The organism is Kribbella sp. NPDC059898 (genome assembly GCF_042730855.1).
Classification (GTDB): domain Bacteria; phylum Actinomycetota; class Actinomycetes; order Propionibacteriales; family Kribbellaceae; genus Kribbella.
Window position 1 is genome coordinate 246,698 of sequence record NZ_JBHWKR010000011.1, and the last position, 20,431, is coordinate 267,128.

The 20,431-nt window shown below is 65.6% G+C and carries 10 protein-coding genes; 7 read left to right on the forward strand and 3 right to left on the reverse strand.

The features are described 5' to 3' along the window. The first annotated feature begins 404 nt into the window (after positions 1–404). From ACFV9C_RS30850 to ACFV9C_RS30870, 5 genes are read left to right on the forward strand one after another with little or no spacing between them, the layout of a single operon-like run. Positions 405–1,874, forward strand: coding sequence for a DUF3375 family protein (locus ACFV9C_RS30850; RefSeq protein ID WP_380199055.1), 1,470 nt, complete (start codon positions 405–407; stop codon positions 1,872–1,874). Beyond that, a complete protein-coding gene (locus ACFV9C_RS30855) occupies positions 1,874–2,485 on the forward strand; it encodes a DUF4194 domain-containing protein (protein WP_380199056.1) in 612 nt (203 codons plus the stop codon). The genes ACFV9C_RS30850 and ACFV9C_RS30855 overlap by 1 nt, the downstream gene beginning before the upstream one ends. After that, positions 2,482–5,874 carry an ATP-binding protein gene (locus tag ACFV9C_RS30860; RefSeq protein ID WP_380199057.1) on the forward strand — a complete coding sequence of 1,131 codons (3,393 nt, stop codon included), beginning with the start codon at positions 2,482–2,484 and terminating at the stop codon, positions 5,872–5,874. Before ACFV9C_RS30855 ends, ACFV9C_RS30860 begins: the two co-directional genes overlap by 4 nt. Then, on the forward strand, positions 5,874–7,076 hold the full coding sequence (locus ACFV9C_RS30865; protein ID WP_380199058.1) for a Wadjet anti-phage system protein JetD domain-containing protein: 1,203 nt from the start codon (positions 5,874–5,876) through the stop codon (positions 7,074–7,076). Before ACFV9C_RS30860 ends, ACFV9C_RS30865 begins: the two co-directional genes overlap by 1 nt. Positions 7,077–7,089: 13 nt before the next feature. Then, entirely contained in the window at positions 7,090–7,443 is a 354-nt protein-coding gene (locus tag ACFV9C_RS30870; RefSeq protein WP_380199059.1) for a hypothetical protein, read from the forward strand. A 536-nt stretch (positions 7,444–7,979) separates the two neighbouring features. Here the strand turns inward: ACFV9C_RS30870 and ACFV9C_RS30875 are convergent. After that, the gene (locus ACFV9C_RS30875) at positions 7,980–16,103 is read right to left on the reverse strand and encodes an RHS repeat-associated core domain-containing protein (protein WP_380199060.1); all 8,124 of its coding nucleotides are present in this window, start codon (positions 16,101–16,103) and stop codon (positions 7,980–7,982) included. Between the two features lie 229 nt (positions 16,104–16,332). Continuing rightward, positions 16,333–16,650, reverse strand: a complete 318-nt coding sequence (locus ACFV9C_RS30880) for a hypothetical protein (protein ID WP_380199061.1) — start codon at positions 16,648–16,650, stop codon at positions 16,333–16,335. Between ACFV9C_RS30880 and ACFV9C_RS30885 the strand changes: the two genes are divergently transcribed. Further along, the gene (locus ACFV9C_RS30885) at positions 16,649–16,762 is read left to right on the forward strand and encodes an SDR family oxidoreductase (protein WP_380199062.1); all 114 of its coding nucleotides are present in this window, start codon (positions 16,649–16,651) and stop codon (positions 16,760–16,762) included. The two genes, ACFV9C_RS30880 and ACFV9C_RS30885, sit on opposite strands and share 2 nt — an antisense overlap. Positions 16,763–17,091: 329 nt before the next feature. Next, positions 17,092–17,235 (forward strand): hypothetical protein, encoded by a 144-nt coding sequence (locus tag ACFV9C_RS30890; RefSeq protein WP_380199063.1) that lies wholly within the window; start codon positions 17,092–17,094, stop codon positions 17,233–17,235. A 120-nt stretch (positions 17,236–17,355) separates the two neighbouring features. On the opposite strand, the gene ACFV9C_RS30895 is transcribed toward ACFV9C_RS30890, so the two are convergent. After that, complete coding sequence (locus ACFV9C_RS30895; protein ID WP_380199064.1) at positions 17,356–20,379, reverse strand: DEAD/DEAH box helicase family protein; 3,024 nt, start codon at positions 20,377–20,379, stop codon at positions 17,356–17,358. Between the last annotated feature and the right edge of the window lie 52 nt (positions 20,380–20,431).

The following is a 20,431-nucleotide window of genomic DNA, read 5'->3' on the forward strand; positions in this document are numbered from 1 at the left end:
CGCCTTCCGGTCGCACCGGGACGCGCCATGACGCAGTGGAGTCTGCTCGGGCATGCCATCGACTATCGGATCAGGACCTCGTTCGTAGCTCCCGAGGTGCCGCACGCCGTCGTCCAAGGCGTCTCCGCGTGCCCAGCTGACCTCCGAGCGCTGGGTATCGAGCACCCGAGGTACCGCTGGCTCAGCGCTGCCCTGATCTTTTCACCGCTGCGACAGTCGCCATCGCACTGCCGGGTCGAATTCCTGCGCGACGATCGAGGCCTCCAGCCCAGCCGCGTCCTGCGAGAAGAAGTCCAGCCCAGTCACCGGCCACCGATGGCTCGCGGTCTTCGGCGCTTGAAACATTTGCCCGCCGACGACCGATAGACACCAACGGGGAGGAATTTGTGAATACCAGTACGACTATGCCGACTGGTTGGGGGATCAGTCTCGAGGCGATTGCGCACGCGCTCGCGGAGAACCCGACATGCAAGCTGCTGTCGGCGCGGCACCGTGTGTGGGTCCTGCCGCTGTTCGCCGAACACTTCACATCTACTGAGGAATGGGTGTCGGCCGAGTGGTTCCACGAACGGATCGCAGAAACTCTTGAGCGTGTCGACCGCCAAGGTGAGCGGACTCCGGAGCAGTACTGCAGCGACTGGATCGACGCGAAATGGCTGCGTACCGACAACAAGGAGACCGGGCGCCTTCGTTATGCGCTGACCAAGGAATCGCTGACCGCGCTGCAAATCGTGCGGCTGGTCGTGGAAGGCGGGAACAGCGTTTCGGCGGCGCGGCTGGGCAGCATCGCCAACGCGGTACACAAGCTCGCCGACATGACCAATCCGGACCGTGAGGCGCAGGTACGGCGGATCGACGAGCAGATCGAGAAGCTCCAGACACAGCGCGAGGCAGTCGCAGCCGGACGAGTCCGGCTGGCCACGCCCGAGGAGATGCAGCAACAGTTGAGCGAGATCCTCGCTCTCACGCGATCGCTGCCCGCGGACTTCCGGCGCCTGGGGAGCCTCGTGGAGGACCGTCATCAACGCGTCGCCCGTCGAGCGATGGTCGACGGCCCGACGAAGGCGGACCTGGTCGACGACTACCTGAACGAGCACGACCTGCTCAGCGACACCCCCGAAGGACAGGCGTACCGAGGCTTCGCCAAGATGCTCACGTCGCGCGAGGCCGCGAACATCCGTCACGACGTCGACTCGATCCTCGACCAGGACTTCGCCCGCGAACACATGACTGACAGCGAGCGCGAGCAACTAGAGACAATGCTCGCGACATTGCTCGCTGCAGAGCTCCGGGTCCAGGAGAGCTACCTGCGCTGGACGGCGTCACTACGCCGCTTCCTCACCCGGTCGGCCCATGGCAGATATCAGCGCCTGATCAACCTGGCGGACCGAGCGCTGTACGCCGGCGCGCAGTGGGCCGAGCAGCAACCCGGTGCGCGGGTCATGAGCGACGCCGTACTGGAGATCGGCGTCTTCCAAGTCGTCGACATCACGCAGTACCCGCTCTGGACCGACCCCGGCCGGCAAAAGGTCGTCGTCGACTCGGCGCCCGCTGAGACGGCGCTGCCAGCGGCCGATCGAGCGGCGCTGCGGCTTTCCGCCGGTACGAGCCCACGGGCTGTCGCACGGACCATCAATCAGCTCGTCGGCGAACGGCACCTGGTCAGCGGCGCCGAGGCGTTCGAGGCGACCCCGCCCGAGTTCCAGCGTCTGGGCGCGCTGGTCACCCTGCTCGATCTGGCGATCGCGCACGGGCACGTCGACGCCGAGCAGAGCGAAGTGGTGATGATCGACGCCAATCGGGAGACGCCGTTGCGGATCGTCCTCCCACATCTGGTCTTCGATCAGCGGATCGATGTCGGAGGCAGGTCATGATGTCCGAGTACGACGAAGAGAACGCCTTCGGCGAACCGGCCGGCTCTGGGCTCCCGATGGAGGCCCGCCGCGCCCTGATCACACTCCAGTCCTCGCTGTTCATCACCCGCGGCGACAACCGCACCACATGGGACGCGGTCGTCGCGCATGAGGACGATCTCCGCGAGCGGCTCGCCGAGAGCTTCATGCAGCTGATGGTCGACCACGAGATGGGCGTCGCGTTCAAGATCCAGGACCCGGACGAGAGCGCACCGCGGGTGCTCAAGCGGAAGCGGCAGCTGTCGAGGGACGCTTCGCTCCTCCTGATCTATCTCCGTAAGGAGTACATCTATTCGGACGACGAGGACGGCGCGGTCGTCGTGAGCAAGTCACAGATCGAGGAGTTCCTGCGGACGTACCGGGAGGAGGGCGACGGCGACGGCGCCAAGTTCGACCGGCGAGTCGATGCCGCGATCCAGGCGCTGGACGATCTCAATCTCCTCCGGGCCGACCAGGACGCCGGCTATCTGTACGTCGTATCACCTGCCGTCGTCCCGCTGATCGGCCCAGACGAACTGTTGCGGTTCGAGGCAGTCTTTCAGCATGCAGCCGGATCCGAGGAGCCGTCATGAACGATCAGTTCCGGATCTCCAGGGTTCAGCTGCTCAACTGGGGCGGGTACTGCGGTCTGCAGACCATGAGCGTCCGACACGCCGGTACGGCGATCCTCGGACCATCAGGCCGCGGCAAGTCGACGATGCTCGACGCACTGGCGTCGGTCATCATGCCGAATCCGCAGGAGTTCAACCAGGCGGCACGCGACGACAAGGCCGGCAAGCGCGAACGCACCGTCTACACGTACGCTCGCGGCCTGACCGACCGTCGCCGCGGCGAGGACAAGCGGTCGGGCACCACGACGTACCTCCGGCCGCCCGGCTCGAACGGCTTCGCCAGCGGTACTGCGATCACGTGGACGAACGACGATGGTCGCAAGGTGACCGTGTTCCGCCTGGTCTGGGTGTCGCCGGACACCAGCAATGCGGACGACATCAACTCAAGCACGGTGTACGGGCTGGTTCACGACGACTTCCCGCTCGAGCAGCTGAATGGCCTCCGCCCCGTGCGGGCCGGCGCGGCGCCGCTCACCAAGGCGACCCTGACGCCGCTGATCGATGTGTCGCGCGGTGACATCGTTGACTCGCAGGCCAGGGTGCACGCGAAGATGCGGACCGCGATGTCGATGGGCAAGAGCGACGAGTCGCAGCGGCTGGCGATGCAGCTGCTCCGACGCGCGCAGGCGTCCAAGGGCATCTTTAACATCAACGCCCTGTTCAAGGAGTTCGTCCTCACCGAGCCGCTGGCGCTCTCGCGGTGGACCACGGCGCTCGCGGCGTACCAGGAAGCCATCAAGCTGTACAAAGAGTTCGAGGACGCTCGTAAACGCCAGAAGACGCTTGCCCCGCTGCCGGAGATCGCCGAGCGGTACAAGGCCGCCGGCGCGGACTACGTGCTGAAGCAGGAGTTGCTCAAGTACGACGTACCGCGGCTGAAGGTCTGGCACGCCGAGAAGATCGATACCTGGGCAGAGAAGGCGGTCGAGGACAACGCTCTCGCGCGGGCCGAGGTCGAGGAAGAACTCCAGAAGGCGACCCTGGATGACAAGGCAGCGAAGCAGCAGTTCCAGGATGTGCTGAACCAGTTCACGGCGGCGGGTGGAGACCCGTCGCAGGCCCTCGCCCTCGAGCTGAAGCACGCTAGTGAGCAGCAGAGCAAGTTATCGGCCTACAGAGCTGAGCTCACGACTCGGTTGGGCGAGTTCAAGCTGCCGCTGCCCACGTCCCGGGGCGATGTGACCTTGACGAAGGCAAGCATCGCCACGATGCTCGACGAGCTTGCCGAGGTGGAGGGAGCCGACGCTGCACAGAGCAAGACTGCGGCTGCTCGAGCCGACAAGCTGGCCGGGAAGGTAAAAGACCTCGAGGTGGAGCTGAAGCGCTTGCAGACCGCGCGAACCAACATTCCGCCGGAGGCTGACAACGTCCGAGCCCGGATCGCTGCTGCGACCAAGGTTCCTGTCGAACGGCTGCCGTATGCCGGGGAGCTGCTGCAGATCAAGCCACAGCACCGCGGTTGGTCCAAGGCGGTCCAGGTCGTACTTCGTGGGCTCGTCAAGGATCTCGTCGTTGACGAGCGCGATCTGCCGAATGTACGCAAGTACGTCAACGATCACGACATGCGGTCCGCGGTGACGTTGGCAAAGGCCACAGCGACCGGCCCGGTTGCCGAGCCGATCGACGGGACGATCCCGGCGCTGCTCGACATCGCAGACTCGCCGTGCCGCAATTGGATCCAGGCGGAGCTCAATCGCTTCCCGTACTGCTATGTCGAGCGGGACACCGATCTGAACGAACCTCGTCCCCGCGGCACGATCGGCGCCGTCACCCGTTCGGGGATGCGCACCGGCACGCACGACCGCTTCGTGAAGGACGACCGGCCGGCCCGGTACACCTGGATCGGCTGGGACACGCACCACTTGCGCAGCGAACTCAACGACGAGCTCACCGCACTCCGTGAGGAGAACCGCGTCGCTCAGCAGAACGCGACCGACCTGCTCGCCGAGTACGTTGACGGGCTTCAGCGGAGCGAGCGGCTGAAGAAGCTGCGCGACGAACTGAACTGGACCGAGTTCGACCTCGAACCGCTGCAGCGGCGGATCGGCGACCTGCGGACGCAGATCACCGGCGTCGACACTCCTGAGCTGAAGGATCGTCGTCAACGGCTCGATGAGGCTCAGGAGCTGAAAAACGAGACCGGCCAAGCACTGGTGGAGCTCGGCAAACGCAAGGCGCAACTGGAGAACCTCTGGGAGTGGATCGGCGACCGCAAAGACGAGGCGACTCGCCTGCTTGACGGCCAGGAGCCTTTGACTGCTGACGAGCGGGCCGGGTTGGCCAAGTTGCCGTTCAATTTGCCGCAGTTCACCCTCGACGGAAACGTCGAGGCGGCGATGAAGGCCGCTGTACTGGCCAGTTACCGGAAGGCCGTCGAGGATCTGCGCGCGGAGATCCTCCAGCACGAGAAGGATCGGGAGACGCTCGAAGGCTCGGTGCTTGCGACGATCCGGGCGTACCGCAACCTCGACGAGAAAAGCGCCAAGGAGATCGACGAAAACATCGAGAGCCTGGAGGCGCTGCTCGCGATCCACCAGCAGATCCTGACCGACGACCTGCCGCGGACGCGATCGCGGTGGCTGGCCAAGGTGGATCAGGACATGAACACCCAACTCCAGGGCCTGCTGGTCCAGATCGACGAGGACCGGAAGACGATCCAGCGCGGTATCGACCCAGTCAACGCCGTACTCGCCGGGGTGACCTTCCGGGAAGCGTCCGCGCTGACGATCGACATCGACACCAAGCCGAGCAAGGACCTCCACGAGTTCCGGGCGACGCTGACGGCGTACACCAGCGACACGCTGATGCAGGACGTCGAACAGGACGCCGAGCAGATCGAGCGATCCTTCCTGCGACTCCGCAAGGCCCTCGACCAGCTCCATGATCTCTCGAAGACCGGCGAGTCCTGGCGCCGGCGCGTCTTCGATGCCCGGGAGCACCTAGAGTTCAAGGCCATCGAGACGCGACCGGACGGGGTGCAGATCGTCCACGACGGCGTCGCCGGCATGAGTGGCGGCGAAGGGCAGGAGCTGATCGCGTTCATTCTCGGTGCGGCGTTGCGGTATCGGCTCGGAGAGGGTGGCGAGGCGCCTCCGACGTACGCCTCGATCGTTCTGGACGAAGGGTTCGTGAAGTCCGACAGCGACTACACGGGGCGTGCGCTGTCCGCCTTGAGTGCGCTGGGTTTCCAGCTGATCGTCGCGGCCCCTCGTGAGAAGGCGACCGCCTTCGAGAACCACGTCGAAACCGTTGCCTATATCAACAGTGATCCGGAGAACCCGAACAGCGTCCGCATCTTCACCATGACGATCGAGGAAGCTCTCGACCTGACGGCCGAGGACGTCGCGTGATGTACGACCCCGACGCTGTGCTTCAAACTGTCCGCACGCGCTACGACAACAAGTGGCGTACGTGGGTGTCCGGCCGGCCTACCGACGGGTTCGCGTTCCCGCTCGGTGCACCATCGGCGAACACCGTTGCACGCGAGGCACACGCCGTACGTACCTGGCTCGGCGTGTGGAGGAAATGGGCCGCCGGCCATCCCGGGATCTCGCTGCGCGAGCGCTCCGTCAAGACGACCATCGGCCAGCAGCAGATCTACACGCACCTGGACATACCGAGCGTCGACGCCTTGGCCGGCCTTGCCGTCGAGACCCGCACGCACTGGCGGAAGGCGAACGAGCGGTATCCCAAACTGCGTGCGCTCGGCGCCGTGAAGTCGCGGATCAACCCGCATCTCAAGCAGATCGTCGACCTCGACGCGTACGACTTCGAGCTCCTGCTGCACGCCGCCAAGTGGTTCATCGACAACCCGCGCTCCGGCCTGACTCTCCGGCAGGTGCCCGTGATCGGCATGCACACCAAGTGGCTCGCCAAGCACCGCGGCCTCGTACTCGCCCTGGTCCCTGCGCCGGATCAGGTTACCGAGCACATGCGCTTCACCGACGAAGACCTCGAACCCCAAGACCTCGACCAGCTCGGTCTGAAGCCACTCCCCAGCCATGTCGACGTCATCCTCACCGACCCGCACGACCGCGCTCGCCTCTACGGTCTCCGCCACCTCCGAGCCCCACTCGACGAGATCGCCGCCCTGCCGCTCTCCCCCACCAAAGCCCTAGTAGTCGAGAACAAGGAAACAGCCCTCCCGATCCCCGACGCAGACGGCCTCGTCGTCATCCACTCCCTCGGCAACTTCCTCGACGTGCTCCCAGCCCTCCCATGGCTCGCCAACGCAGAGGTTTGGTACTGGGGCGACCTCGATCGAGCCGGCTTCACCCTCCTCTCCCGAGCCCGCAGCCGGATCCCGTCCATCCGCTCTCTCCTGATGGACCGACGAACCCTGCAAACCCACCAAGACCTGACGGTCGACGACACCACGACCAGAGTCGACGCACCCGACTCAACCCTCACCCCATCCGAACAATCCACCCTCGCAGCGCTCTCCAGCTCCACACCACCGCGTCGCCTCGAGCAAGAACGCCTCCCGTGGCCGTACGCTGCCACGTCCCTGACAAGCGCCGGCATCGCCGAATCGCGGACGCAATCCGCATGACGAAACGCGTACTGTGGTTGATCGGCACGACCGCCACATCACCCGCATCGCTGCCGCATTCCTGTCCCTCGCCGGCTTCGGCTTCGGTGCCTACTGCACCCTCCAAACCGAGAACGAGGTCGGTACCGCCGCAGCGTACTTCGTAGGACTCTTCTTCTCGATCGTCGCCATCACCAGCGGAGTCCCCCGCCTGAAGATCGGCGACAACGAAATCGACCCCACCTCCGTAGCCGTCGGCGCCCTCGCCGTCGCGGAGGCGGCAAAACGAGAAAGCCAAGCAGACGGACAACCCCGAAGAGGTTGCAGAAGCCAGCCGAGAACGCTGTGGTCGCCATGCGGACACTGGCGTCCAAAAGACGCGTCCTAGCCTCGAGATTTCATGTTGTACGCCTCCGCCTCCAGCGCCAGGCCATCGACACCCTCGGCAACGCCCTCGGCCCGACCGACGCCCCCGATGCCCCACCACCACAGGCGTTGTCCGCTGACGTTGCCGTCAGCGTTGCCGTCAAGCACGACAGAAGACCCGTGGAGCGGCCCTGATGAAAACCTCTCATCGGGTCCGCTCCACGGGGCTGAAGAATCTCACGAGTCACCTAAAGCGGAAAGTCACATTTCCACGGCACATCCAACTCTTCGGGATCAGCACCCGCCCGGATGACCGACTCGTCAACATCGTCAATCGACGAGACGGTCTCGTCATGAACGATGGACATATTCCCATCGTAGATGTCGTTGTCGTCGGCCAATAGATTGCGAAGAACTTCAAATGCCCGAACTCTGAATTCTCCGGATCGGAGTGGGATAACCCAGATCCAAGACTCGCTCTCTGCAGAACTAGACGTCCTGCGGGCAGCGACCTCTGATTTTGACATGAGAAGCCTGTTCACCGCCTGAATCTGCATGTTAGGGCCCCCAGAAGATTCGAACGATCGGACCGTCAAAGGTGTGGACTTGAAGGTGCGGAAGATCTCCATCGCGGTTTCCGGCGCCGTGCCCAAGGACTCGACCGTCCTCCCCGAGCTGGTCATCCCAGTGATACGTTCCGCGCTTAGTTCCGTAGTATTGCTTCGTTCCAACGCCGTCCATTCCAGACGCGTTTCTGTAGCCGTCTCCTTGATACGTCCGAAAGAAAAGCTCTTCTGCTTCTGAACGACTCTTCACCGTGACGCTCGTCGCACCATCAGCCAAGGATTTGGACGCGCTAGAAACGCTTCCACTTGACCACGGAATACAACCACCGGAGTTGTGAACCAGGACCGGCGTCTCGCCCGCCAGCACATAGTACGTGTGGAGGCCGTCAACGGTGAGGTTGTATGCCGCGGCGTGATGCGGCCTACCGGAGGACAGCTTTCCGATGCCTACCCTGCGTCCATCCGCCGACAGAACCTGATCACCTGCATCAAACTCGGCTGCAGGCTCGAAGCGCTGGTCGGTCGCGTTCCAGAACGGATGGTCCGGCGTCGTCGTGACAGCGGCGTCACCAACCTCGAGGTCGACCAGGTCATCAGGGTGCTCGATGAGTGCCGAGACCTTGTGTGGCCCCTGCTCGCCGGTCGCCGGGTCGGTCGCGAGCACCATGTCCCCTACCTCGACCTGCGAGATCGGCTTCTTGGTTCCGTCTGCCATCAGCACAGGTGTCTCGCCTGCGAAACTCAGTGGGCAGGCGCGCGATGCCGACTCCGCAGCCTCGTCGAGTTCCTTCGCCAGCGGTTTGACCGACCGCAGCCCAATCCCGAGGACCTCCCCGACACCGAACATCAGCGCGCCCTCAACACACCCCTTGCCCAGCCCTCGCAGGTAGTCGCCCGCCGTGTGCTTTCGGCCCAGCAACGCGCCGGCGACCGTGTTGATGATCGCACCGCTCACGCAGGCAGCGACGATCTGCGGCATGCCGCCACTCGGGTCGGTCGCGTCGACTGGGTCGCCGCCGACGTACGGATAGAGGTTCGGTCCTGCGGCGTCGAAGCCTTCGGGGTCCTCAGACAAGAAGCGTCCGGTCGCGGGTTCGTACCACCGGGCACGGTTGAACTGCAGCCCCGCTGGCAACCCTGGACCCGACTCGCGGCGGGTGTATCGCACGGGATTGGGATCCGCCGTCAGGCTGGATCGGGCGCTGCCGTAGGGACCGTACGTATACTCCGCCGCGAGGCTCGCCGTACCGGGCGTGGTCCGTGCAACGACCGAGCCCTGGCCGTCCGTCAATAGTGCGGAGGCTCCGCCAGTGCCGTCCAGCCCGTCGACCCGGGCCACTGCGGAGTCGATGCCCAACGCGGACAGGTAGGTCGCATCTTGGCCGCCCGGCCCGTCCTCGACGAGCAGGTTGTCGCCGTCGTAGCGCAGACTCCAACTGTCCGCACCGACTGAAGACCCGATCCGGCGGCCGAGAGCGTCGTACCGAATCTGCGTCGCGCCCGCCGCGCCAGTGGTCCCGACGAGCTCGCCTCTGGCGTTCCAGATGTACGTCGACGATCCGTCGGACAGCAGGTGACCTTCAGGGTCGTACTGCCGGCTCACGCCGTCGAGAGAGGTCAGCCTGTTGGCTGGATCGAACTGGGCAGCTGACACTGGCGTCGGGAGGTCCGCACGTGCCCAGCTCCCGCCAGTGCGATCCAGCCTGCCTGCGCTGTCATAGTGGTAGGTAACGGTCCCCAGAACCTGCGAGCCCGACGCGAAGCTAAGATCGGTCAGCGCCCCGGAGGGGTCGTAGCCCGCTGTCCGCACCACTCCACCCGGCAGAGTCTCGGTCTTGAGCCGCCCGGTGATGTCGTACCCGTACGACGCCGTGACTGTTCCGCGGGTGACCTGGGTCAGGCGATCAGTCTTGTCGTACTCATAGGTCGTGTCCGGCAACCCAGACACCTTGAGGGTTTTCAACCTGTCGGCGTCGTCCCACTCCCTGGTAATGGTCCCTTCCGCGCTTGTCTCGGTCGCCAAGCGGTCACGGTTGTCATAGGTGTACGTGATCGCGCCGGCACCTGGAGTCGAGTCGTCGACAGACTTCAACCGACCATGGTCGTCGTAGATCGACGCGATGGTCGACTGGTACTGATACGCCCCTGGCGACCCAGTGCGACCGTAACCGATGAAAGCCTGACGCTGCAGATCGTCATACTGGTATTCAGTGGTTATCCCACGGCGGTCAGTGACTGTCTCCGGCCTTCCGAGCGCCGTGTAAGTGTACGTCGTCGACTTGCCGAGTTGATCCGTCAACTGGCTGACCCGGTCCGAGATGTCATATGTCCACGTGGTGGTTCCGCCCCGCGCGTCCTTCAACGTCTCCTGGTTGCCGTTCTTGTCGTACGTCGCCACCGTCGTCGCGCCCATCGGGTCCGTGCTGGACAGCACCTGGTTCGCTGCGTCGTACTGGACCGATGAAACGCCGCCATCCGGATTCACGGTCTGGACCAGCCGTCCCACTGAGTCCAGGTCGTACGTCGTCCTTCGCCCGAGCGCATCTGTCACAGCCGTCCTGGCGTCATCCTGGTACTCGTACGTCGTCGACCCCGCACCCTCGACGGTCTGTTTGGTGAGCAGTCCGTCCTTGTTCCACTCGTAGTCGATCTTGCGACCTTCCGCGTCGGTGGCTACGGCGACGTTGCCAGCGGCATCGAACGTGTAACGCGTCGTGTTGCCGAGAGCATCGGTAGAGGAATCCATCGCGCCTTCGGGTCCGTTGTACGTCGCCGTTTCCTGCTGTTGTTCGCCACCGAGGGTGACAGTGGTCGACGTGGCCTGCAGGTCGGTGTTGTAGGTGCTGACCATAGAGTGGCCGTCGCTGTCGGTGGACTTCATTGGGATGTGGGACGTGGGGTCACGCTCGATGGTGTGACTACGTTCCGCCGGTGTGCCGACGGCGCTGGTGTCCTTGGTGAGGTAGCCGGAGGAGTCGTACTCGACGGTGCGGACGGCGCCAGCCGGGTCGGTGACTGTCGTCTTGGTGACGTTTTTGCCCGTGCTGTCGAGGGTGTAGTCGAACTTGTAGAGGCCGCCGTCGGCCAGCTTCTGCTGGATGACCCGGTTGTTGGTGTCGTAGGTGTTGGTGAGGAAGAGCTGGTTCTTCGCGTCGGTGATGGTGGTGAGGCGGTTGGACGTGTCCCAGCCGTACGTCGTGACGCCTCCGTTCACGTCTGTGACGGTCTTCAGCAGGCCGTTCTGATAGGTGTACGAGACCGTACGTCCGGAGTTGTCGTGTATTGCCGTGACCTGGCCCGCGGTGTTGTAGTCGTACGCGAGCCAGTAGCCCTCGGAGGAGGTCACTGAGACGATGGCGCCGATCTGGCTGCCCCACTCGTTCTTGGCGATCCGGCGGATCTTGATCGAGTGGCCGAACCGGTCCCTGATCGATTGGAGTGGGGCGAGGTCGCCGTACACCAGCGTCGTGCCGTCGCGAAGGCGCAGATCCCAGCCGCTGCCGTTCCAGGCGACGGTGGAGCCGGCGAACTGGCCGAAGGTGCCAGTGGCCGCGAAGCGGGCGTCGGACCAGCCGTCGCCGGGAGACGTCCGGACGTAGTGGACCTGGCTGCCGTCGATCAGGTTGAGGTCGAGCTCCTCCCACTGTTTGTCAGAGGTGAGGAATGTGTCGTACGTGCCCATCGTCCCCATGCCGAACGGCCGAGCGCGCCCGTCACCAGAGTTGTACGCGCGCTGCGCCTCGATCGGGATGAAGCCCCCGAGTGACAGGTCGGACTGCGTGTAGGTGAACCGTCCGGTCCCCAGGTCGATCGGGTCACCTGCCGATCCGAGCGCCTCGAGGACGCCCTTGGTCAGCGCCTTGAGCCAGTCGGGAACGTTGATCATCGCGCCGTCGAAGTTCTCGATCCCGGTATCTGCCGACGGCTTCACCTGAGTGCCGTCCGAGGTGACGTTGCCGTGGCCGTAGACCTCCCAGCCCTCGGCGTATTTCTCATGAGTCCAGAAGTTCAGCTCCTGACCGGGCTTCTGCTTGAGGTAGTTCGGGTAGTAGAGCTGGCCCTTGCCGCCGTGGATCACGCCACCGGCAGGTTGGATGGTGAAGTAGACCGGCACCTGCACGCCCTTGGGCATCGGAATCGGCGTCCGGTCAACCGGGATCGGCGTGATCCCGACGCGGGTGACGGGCTTCCCGTCGGCGTCGGTGATCGAGACACCGGCCGGGAGGTGCAGCTCGAGACCCTTGACCTTCGGGGTCTTGATCACCACCGGCGCGATGGTCGGCGAAGCGATCGGCACCTCGTTCGCGGTGTCCAGGATCGGCAGGTATGGCTGGTAGAACAGCTTGTTGCGCCCCCGCCGAAGATTGACCTGTACGTCGAAGTACCCGTACTTCGTGGTCCGCGTCGAGGCCGTCCGCCCGTCCATCACGAACAGGAACGTGCCTTGCGGCAGCCGGTCCAGGACGAACGAGCCATCATGACGGGTCTTCACCGAACGGTCCGCGACCCGCACGGTCACGTTGGCCAGCGGCGCCCCGTCGGTGCGAAGGATCTTGCCGGTCAGCGACGCGTCCTGGCGCGATGGCCAGACCGGGGGCGCGGACGGCTCGCCGGCGACGGCACTCTTCGCCGTGGTCTTCGTGCGCGCCGCCGGCTTGACGAGCCCCGCCGGTGCCGTGACGACCTGGAGCGTTGGGCCCCACACCAACGACCCCTCCGGATCGACCAGCACGGTCCACGTCCCCGCGGTTAACGCACGCGCATCGAACAGGATTCCGTTGTGGGACTCGTCGCAGAAGCTGCGGGCGACGTAGCCGCCGGTGGGGTCGTGCAGTTCGTAGACGACATCGATGTCGTGCGCGGCGTCCCGCACGCACGTCACCTGGACCCGCTGGCCATCGGTGGCCAGGAAGGTCAACCGGGCGTACTGGCCGGGCGCCGTGTTGGCCACCACTTTGGCCGGCCCGTCGACGACGGTCGGGTAAACCGTGTCGTCGGGGATCGAGTTGATCTTGACGTCGATGCTCCCGGTCATCGTCCCGCCCGGCACGAGCAGCAGGATGTACTCGCCGGTCTGCGGCAGTGTGTACCGGTCCGCCTCGTACTGCAGGAAGGCCGACCAGGACAGGTCTCGGTACAGGAACGAGCCGTCAGGCGCGCGGACGGACACCTTGCCGCTGGTCACGGCGCTCGACACGAAGTCGACGTGCACGAGCTGCCCGGCCGTACCGGTGAAGCTCACCGAGCCGGTCTGCCCGGGCTTAGTGATGTCCAGCCGTCCGGCAGCACCGTCGATCGTGGTCGTCGTGGTGATCGGCGGCGGAACGGTGGTCACCTGTGCGGTGAACGTCCCGACATCGAACCGGGCCGGGTCGAAGTCGAGCGTGTAGGTCCCGTCCTCGGGCAGCGCGATCGTCGGCAGGTAGTTCACCGACGAGTTTCCGACGAACTGCCCGGACTCACCCAGCTTCTGGCCGCTCGGGCCCCACAGTACGGCGTTGTCCACGACCTGGGCATCGCTGGCCGCGCCAAGAGTGGTGAAGATCAGCTGGCCCTTCGACCCGGTGAAGGTGAAGACCGGGTGCGACACCGGGACTGTTGTGGTGATACTGCCGGACGCGCCGTCGATCGTGATCGCCTTGCTCACGTCGGCGCTCTCCTGCGCCGTGATCGTGAAGCTGCCCGTGGCCGGGTCGCGCGGATCGAGCTCGAGCAGGTACGTCCCGGTGGTCGCCGTCCGCGGCAACTCGATGTACTGCGTGCCGCACAGCTCTTCCTGGGCGTACACGGCGCTCCGGTCCGGCGCCCAAATGTGCGCCTCGTAGCAACCGCTGATGGTCGTGTCGACCTGGTACCCGAACCGCTTGCCCGAGGTGCCGTCGGTGGTGGCGAGCGCGATCTGGTTGGACGTGGTCAGGGTGATCGTGCTCGGCGTGCCGATCGTGGTGTGCGGCGCCCCGGCCACGTCAGCGGCGAGGAACGGCGTCGGCACGACGGCCAGATGGCCCGATGACGACGCCGTGCCGCCCTTGGTGCGGACGGAGACCTTGCCTGCCAAACCGAACGTCGGCGCCTTCACGGTGAGGGTGGTCGGTGTCGCCGTGAGCACCTGGAGCTTCATCGCATTGACGGTGACCGTGTTGCCCGCGGTGCTCGGTGCGAAGTTGGAACCCGTGATGGTGACCGTGGCGCCGCGGTCGGCGACCAGTGGACTGAAGGACGTGACTTGCGGTGCGACCAGCACGGCGACGCTACCCGCGCCGGCCGTGACGCCGCCCACGGTCACCGTCACGGCTCCGCTCGTGCTGCCGGCCGGAATCGACACCGTGATGTGGTTTCGGCGCAGCGTCTGGATCGGTGCGTTGACCCCGCCGACGGACACGCTCACCTGCGTCGGGTCCAGGCCGAACCCAGTTCCGTAGATCTCGTACTCGTCTCCGACCGCGACCTCCGGGTTACCGGTCTGGACGATCTTCAGCACGTTGGCAGGCAACGTGGTGGTCGCGGTGATGTTCCCGACCTCGTCGTACACGTACTCGACGCCGGTGCCGTCGGAGGTGAACGCCGCCTTCACCCGGCCATCCAGGTCGTGCGCGTAGAGCACCTCGCCGCCCATCGGCACGATCGCCTTCGACGGCGCCGAGTTCGGACCGGTCCCGATCGCGTTGATCGCCTGAACGGTGAACGTGTAAGGGACGCCGTTCGTCAGGCCCCCGATGGTCGCGCCGTTCACCAGCCCCACGGTCATCTTGATCGCACCGAGATTCGCGGTGACCGTGTATCCAGTGATAGGCGATCCGCCGTCCTTCGGCGTCGCCCAGTCGACGGTCGCCGACCCGTCCGCGCCGACAGCCGTGACCGTGGCCGGCGCGGCCGGCACAGTCGGCTTCAGGTAGTAGCCGCGAAGGCGCACCAACAGCTTCGCTGCGCCACTGGCGTAGAAGGTCGTCTGTCCAGCGGTCGAGAAGCCCAGGGTGTCATGGCCTTGGGTCGAGACGCCGCTGGCGTAGTAGACCGAGGCATCCGACGGCCGCGTCGCGCCCGCGGGGTAGCCGGTGATCACGCCACCGGCCGTCGGCGTACTCGCGTCCACGTTCGCTGCGACAGCCGCGACCGAGGCAGCAGCCGGTACGCCGTTCGCACCGGTCAGGGCGGCAGTCGTCGTACCGCCCGCTGCTAGCGCAACGCCGTTCACCACCGACGCGCGGGCAACCGGAACGTAGGTGGCTCCGGTGGTAGTTGCCGTAGGCACCAGGTAGTAGCCACGAAGCCTGACGAAGAGGTGCGTCGCGCCGGTCGCCGCGAAGGTGACCTGTCCGGACGCCGACAACTTCACCGTCTCGTAGTTGCCCTGGTTCACGGTGACCGGGTAATAGACCGAGGCGTCTGCGGGCGCGGCCGCGTCGGCCGGATAGGTACGCAGGAACCCGGCAGCCGTTGCCGCGGAGGCGACCACCGACAAAGCCACGGCCGCAACATTGCCGGTCGCCGGGATGCCGTTCGCCCCCGCGAACGTGTAGGTGTAGGTGCCGTTCGTGGCCAGGGACACGTTGTTCACCACGGTCGTCGGTGGCAGCGGAACGAAGGTCGCACCCGCCGCGGTTGCCGACGCCGACGTGTAATAGCCACGAACACGCACGTAGACAGTCGACGCCGCGCTCGAGTACACGCTGATCTGGCCACTCGCCGACACCGGAACAACGTCATACGTCGCCGTGTACCGACCGGTCACGAAACTGGTCGTACTGTCTGACGGTCGCGTTGTTCCGGCGGCATACGTCTGCACCCACCCGGCCGCAGACACACCGATCGCGCTCATCTGTACCACGACAGCGCTCACCTGAGCTGCCGCGGGTATGCCGTTCGCACCCGTGACCGTCGCAGTCACCACGCCACCGGCAGCCACCGACGCCGCATTCACGACAGTCGCGTTGGGCACCTGCACGAACTGCCCCGCCGCCGCCTGCAGAGCCGGCGTCGCAGCGGTCGCGCCGGCGCTCTTGGACAGCGGTGCCGCGGCAGCGGGCGGCGACGTCGCTGACGACGAATCGATCGCCAGAAGCGTACCGATCAGAGCGAGCAGGACAAGGTTAACAACGGTGCGGAAGCGGCGCACGAGATCCCCCAGCTAACCAGTCACTCCCCCGAGCGGACCCGGTTAGGTCGGCAGCATCGTAGAGCCTGCCCTGCCCGATCTCGCCGAATTTGCAGGTTGTTGCAGAACAACGCTGCGACACGCCGTCAGGAGTTGCGCCGGAAGCAAATCGCGAGAATGCCCCGTCCCGCCGATGACCTCGTCCTCTCAGGTCATCATGGACGTGGCCGGACCCTGCCTGACGGTCGGTCTAGAAGGCCGCATCGATGTCCGTTCTGCGGAGCAGGGGCCAAGCCGGCGCAGGGGTGATCCGGTCGCTGGTGTCGCCGTTCCGGCATCGACCAGTAGGGCCCTGCTGGTCGGATTCTCGCTGAGCCGGACGGCGAGCACGCAGCCCGCCGTACCAGACAGCGCACCCGAGCAGCACTCCCACCTTCTCCGGCTCCGCAACTTTCTCAGTCAGGATCCACCAGGAGCGAATCAGTTGGGGGCCGTCGGCCGCCGGCGTCAGCCTGGCCGACTTCGTCCAGCAGATCGCGAAGGCCCAGAACATCACGACCGGTCGCATGATCGAAGTCCAGGAGATCGCGGCCCTGGTCGCATTCCTGCTCTCCGACATCGCGGGCAACATCACCGGCGCCGATTACGTCATCGACGGCGGCACCATCAAGACGGTCTGAACCCAGCGCTTCAACCCAGAGACACGGAGGCAAGACTCATAACACAACTCATCGCAACAGCCAGGCGCACCGTCGACGCTCCCGCGGACGAGATCTACCGGTACCTCGCTGACACGCAACTTCACTCCAAGTTCCTGCCACCTCCCTTTACGACTTCCAGGTCGAGAACGACAGCGTCGTCCGATTCAAGATCGACTTCGCCGGCGGCGTCCGGGAGCTCCGGATGCAGGTCACCGAACCCGAGTCAGGCAAAGCCCCGGTCCAGACCGACACCAACGACTCGGGGCTCGTCAAGACGTACACCGTGCCCCCAAGGCAAGCAAGCGCTGGTGAACATCACCTCGAGCTTTCACGGCGAGACTGGCGTCGCAGGCTTCGTCGAGCGGATCGTCGCGCCGCGCAGGTTGCACCGCGTGTACTTCAAGGAACTCGGCCGTCTCGACGCCTATGCGCGCGAGCAGCGCGCCAACTAGCAGCAGCGCCTCGGCCACAACCGGCCCGCATGGCAACAGCGAACCGTGTCAGGCGCGGCACGACCCCAGGCTGTCGCTGGATGAGGAGAGGCCTTGGGCCTCACCGCTGACCGCTTGATGTCAGTCGCTGGTGAGTAGGACGATGTCGGCGACGGGACTGACCGAGTCGTGGAGAACGGTCAAGAACTCGCGGATCTGTTGCGCGGCGATCGTCGGCTGGGTGGTGGCGAGATCACTGCGGAGCTGCGTCATGGACAGGCCGGGCTGAGCGATCGCGATCCGGCCGGTCACGATCGGCGGCCGGCGTGCGATGCCCCAATCGGAATGGTTCGCATTGTGGCCACACAGGAGCAGGAGCAGGCGTTCGCTGCCCTCGACGATCTCGATCGCGGGAGTGTCCTTCCCTGTGAGGCGGGCGCCGAGGACGCGCCAGAATCCCGGGTCGGTGATGTAGGTGCGGCTCTTGATCGCCTGCTGGGCAACGGTCTGTACGTCGTTGACGCGGACACCCGGCTGGGCGCTGTTCGCGGCCTTCGCGTGCCACAGTGAGACGGCGACGCGGCGGCCGGGGTCCATCTCGATCACGATATAGTCGGCGATCTCGCGCTGACCGTCGTTGCACAGGATCCACCGTCTGCTCATCCGCCGCGGCTGCGCCTTCAGGTACCGCTCGAGCTCCTCGTGAATCGAGATACCAAACTGTTTCTCGGCCGCCTTCTTCTTCGTCTCGCTCGTGATGTCGACCTTGCCCCAGTCGATGGTCCGCTCGTCCACTGCCGGGAGGTACGTCGTACGCCCGATCGACTGGTACCCGACCGCGCCGATCACCGTCTGGCCATCGAGAAAGAAGATGCTCGGCGGCCGGGCGGTCAGCAGGTCCTCGAGCGGGAGCGGCGAGCCGTAGCCCAACTGCACCTGGAGATCCGGTCCAGTTGTGGAGAAGTGGCCGTCGATACCTTGGCTGCCGCGCCACAGAGGTGCGCCGGGCGCGGTTGGGCTGAAGGCCGCCAACGGAAGGCTGTCGTCGGATCGTGTCCGGTCGGTGTCGAGGTGCAGCTCGAGTTCCTCGACCGGTTCGCCGTCGACGGTGACCCAGCCGAGGCCGCGAATTCCGGGGCTGTTCTCGACCAGTGCCACCGCGGAGTCCGGGAAGCGGCGCAGCCGCTCGCCACGGGTGACGTTCGGCAGGAGGCGGCCGGCAGCGGACACTGTCGGCAGCCAGTACCTGGAGGCGAGTTCGGCGGTGAACGCCTCGTAGTTCCGCAGCGACAGCGCTCGGGACTCCCAGTACTTCCCCTTTGCGGTGGCGACGCCCGCGGAGTACGAGCCGGGGCCGGAGCCGATCTGTGCGATCGCGTGCCCGAGTGCGCGCCGCCCGGTGTCCGCGTCCCGGAGGCCGCGGTCCACTTGGCTGCCGGCGAACATCGTGTATGACGGGACACCGACGCTGCCGCGGTACGTGTTGCGCACGCCGACGGACGAAACAGATGCGCGATCCAGCGCGTCGAACGCATCTTGCAACTGCCGCGGATCGGCCGTCGTGAGCTGCCCGTCGGCGCCGACAGCCTGCAGAACCACATTCATCACCCGGCGGTCGTGGCTGTTGACGAGCAGGAGGTGCGGCTCGTCGACGCGTTGCGCTCGTCGCCAGGTCAGGAGGTGCAGGTCGTACGTCGGTGCGTCGAGACCGGGGTGGTTCGGATGCCATCTGGGCCGGTCGATCGCCGTCGTCACGAGCAGCAGCGTCGCTCCTGTCGGACTGACCGCGCTGTAGAAGATCGTCTGCCCGGCCAGTCGCTGACCTTCATGCAGGGCCTCGGGGACAGCTCCGGACAAGAAGTCCGGTTCGTAACCGGCGTCGGTCGGCACCTCGAAAATCAGCACGCTGCAGCCGGGCCGGAGTGCCTCCAACGACAACGTCGGCGGAGCCGGTGCGAAGTCGGCCGCGAACACCCGGTCCGCTCGTTGCTCGACGATCTCATCGTCGATGAGGCCGGGCAGGACCCGGGCCCAGTCGGCGTCCTGCTTGTAGAGTTCGCGAACGGCGTCCCGGAGTTGTGGGTACACGTCGACGTCCCGGGCGGCGACAACCGTGGAGGGTTGGGGATAGTCGGTGTGCATCCTGGCGAAGCGGCCGAGGAACTGCACGGTCGCCATCAGCGATCGATGCTTGTCGTGGTACGCCGCGATCCGGAGCCGTGGCAGGTCGAACCCCTCTCCGAGCATGTTCACGACGGCGACCGCGCGGCACTCCCCGGATCGGACACGCTCCATCAGCTCCTCGTACGACGGACGCGGTATCCCGCTGTAGAGCGTGGACACCTCGAGTCCGAGTTCGCGGTACAGCCCCGCGAGGACCTCGGCACGGACGCGGGTCTTCGCGCGAATCAGGATCGAGCTCGAGGCATGCTCCGGAAGGTTGGCGATTGCAACGGTTTCTGCCGCGATCGCACGATCCACGAACTCCTGTGACGCACCCGTCGGCAGGCCGATGATGCGGGGCTGGACGGGCTTGTAGAAGCCGTGGTCGAGAGCAAGTTTGACCGGGTAGTAGTAGAGCTCTTCACCAGGCAGTTGCTGACCGTCCCGCCGGCGGGGCGTCGCCGTCAGCAGCACCGCGCGCGCATCCGCGAAGTGCTCCAGGATTGCGCGCCAGGTACGTGCCGGTGCGTGGTGTGCCTCGTCGATGACGACCAGGTCGAACAGGTCGTGCGGCGGTCGCTCGTGCTCGTCGTAGTACACCGGACTAATCGTGTTGGGGAGCGCGACGACGACGTCGGCGGTTCGCAGAACGGACCAGTCGTCCACCATCCCGGTCAGCTCGACGACGGCCGGGTTGCGCCGTCCGCTCACTGCTCCGATCGTTCGGAGCACCTGCTGACTCTCGAAAGCTGCCACCAGCTGCGACCGCAACTGTCGGGTCGGGACAACCACGAGCACCCGCTGCGGCTTGCAGAGGTGCGGCGCCGCAAGCGCGACCGCAGACTTTCCGGCGCCGGTCGGGAGGGAAATCAGCCCGGGATGGGACGACGTCGACCAGTGCTTGACAAGCGCCGCGACCGCGCCCTCCTGGGCGATGCGCCAGCCCGGACCGGACGCACCCGCAAGGAACCGGAACTGGTTCGAGCTCTCGTAGTACCGCATGACCACTACATCGCGTAACGGTCCAGACCGTTACACAGCGTGCTTGCGCGGC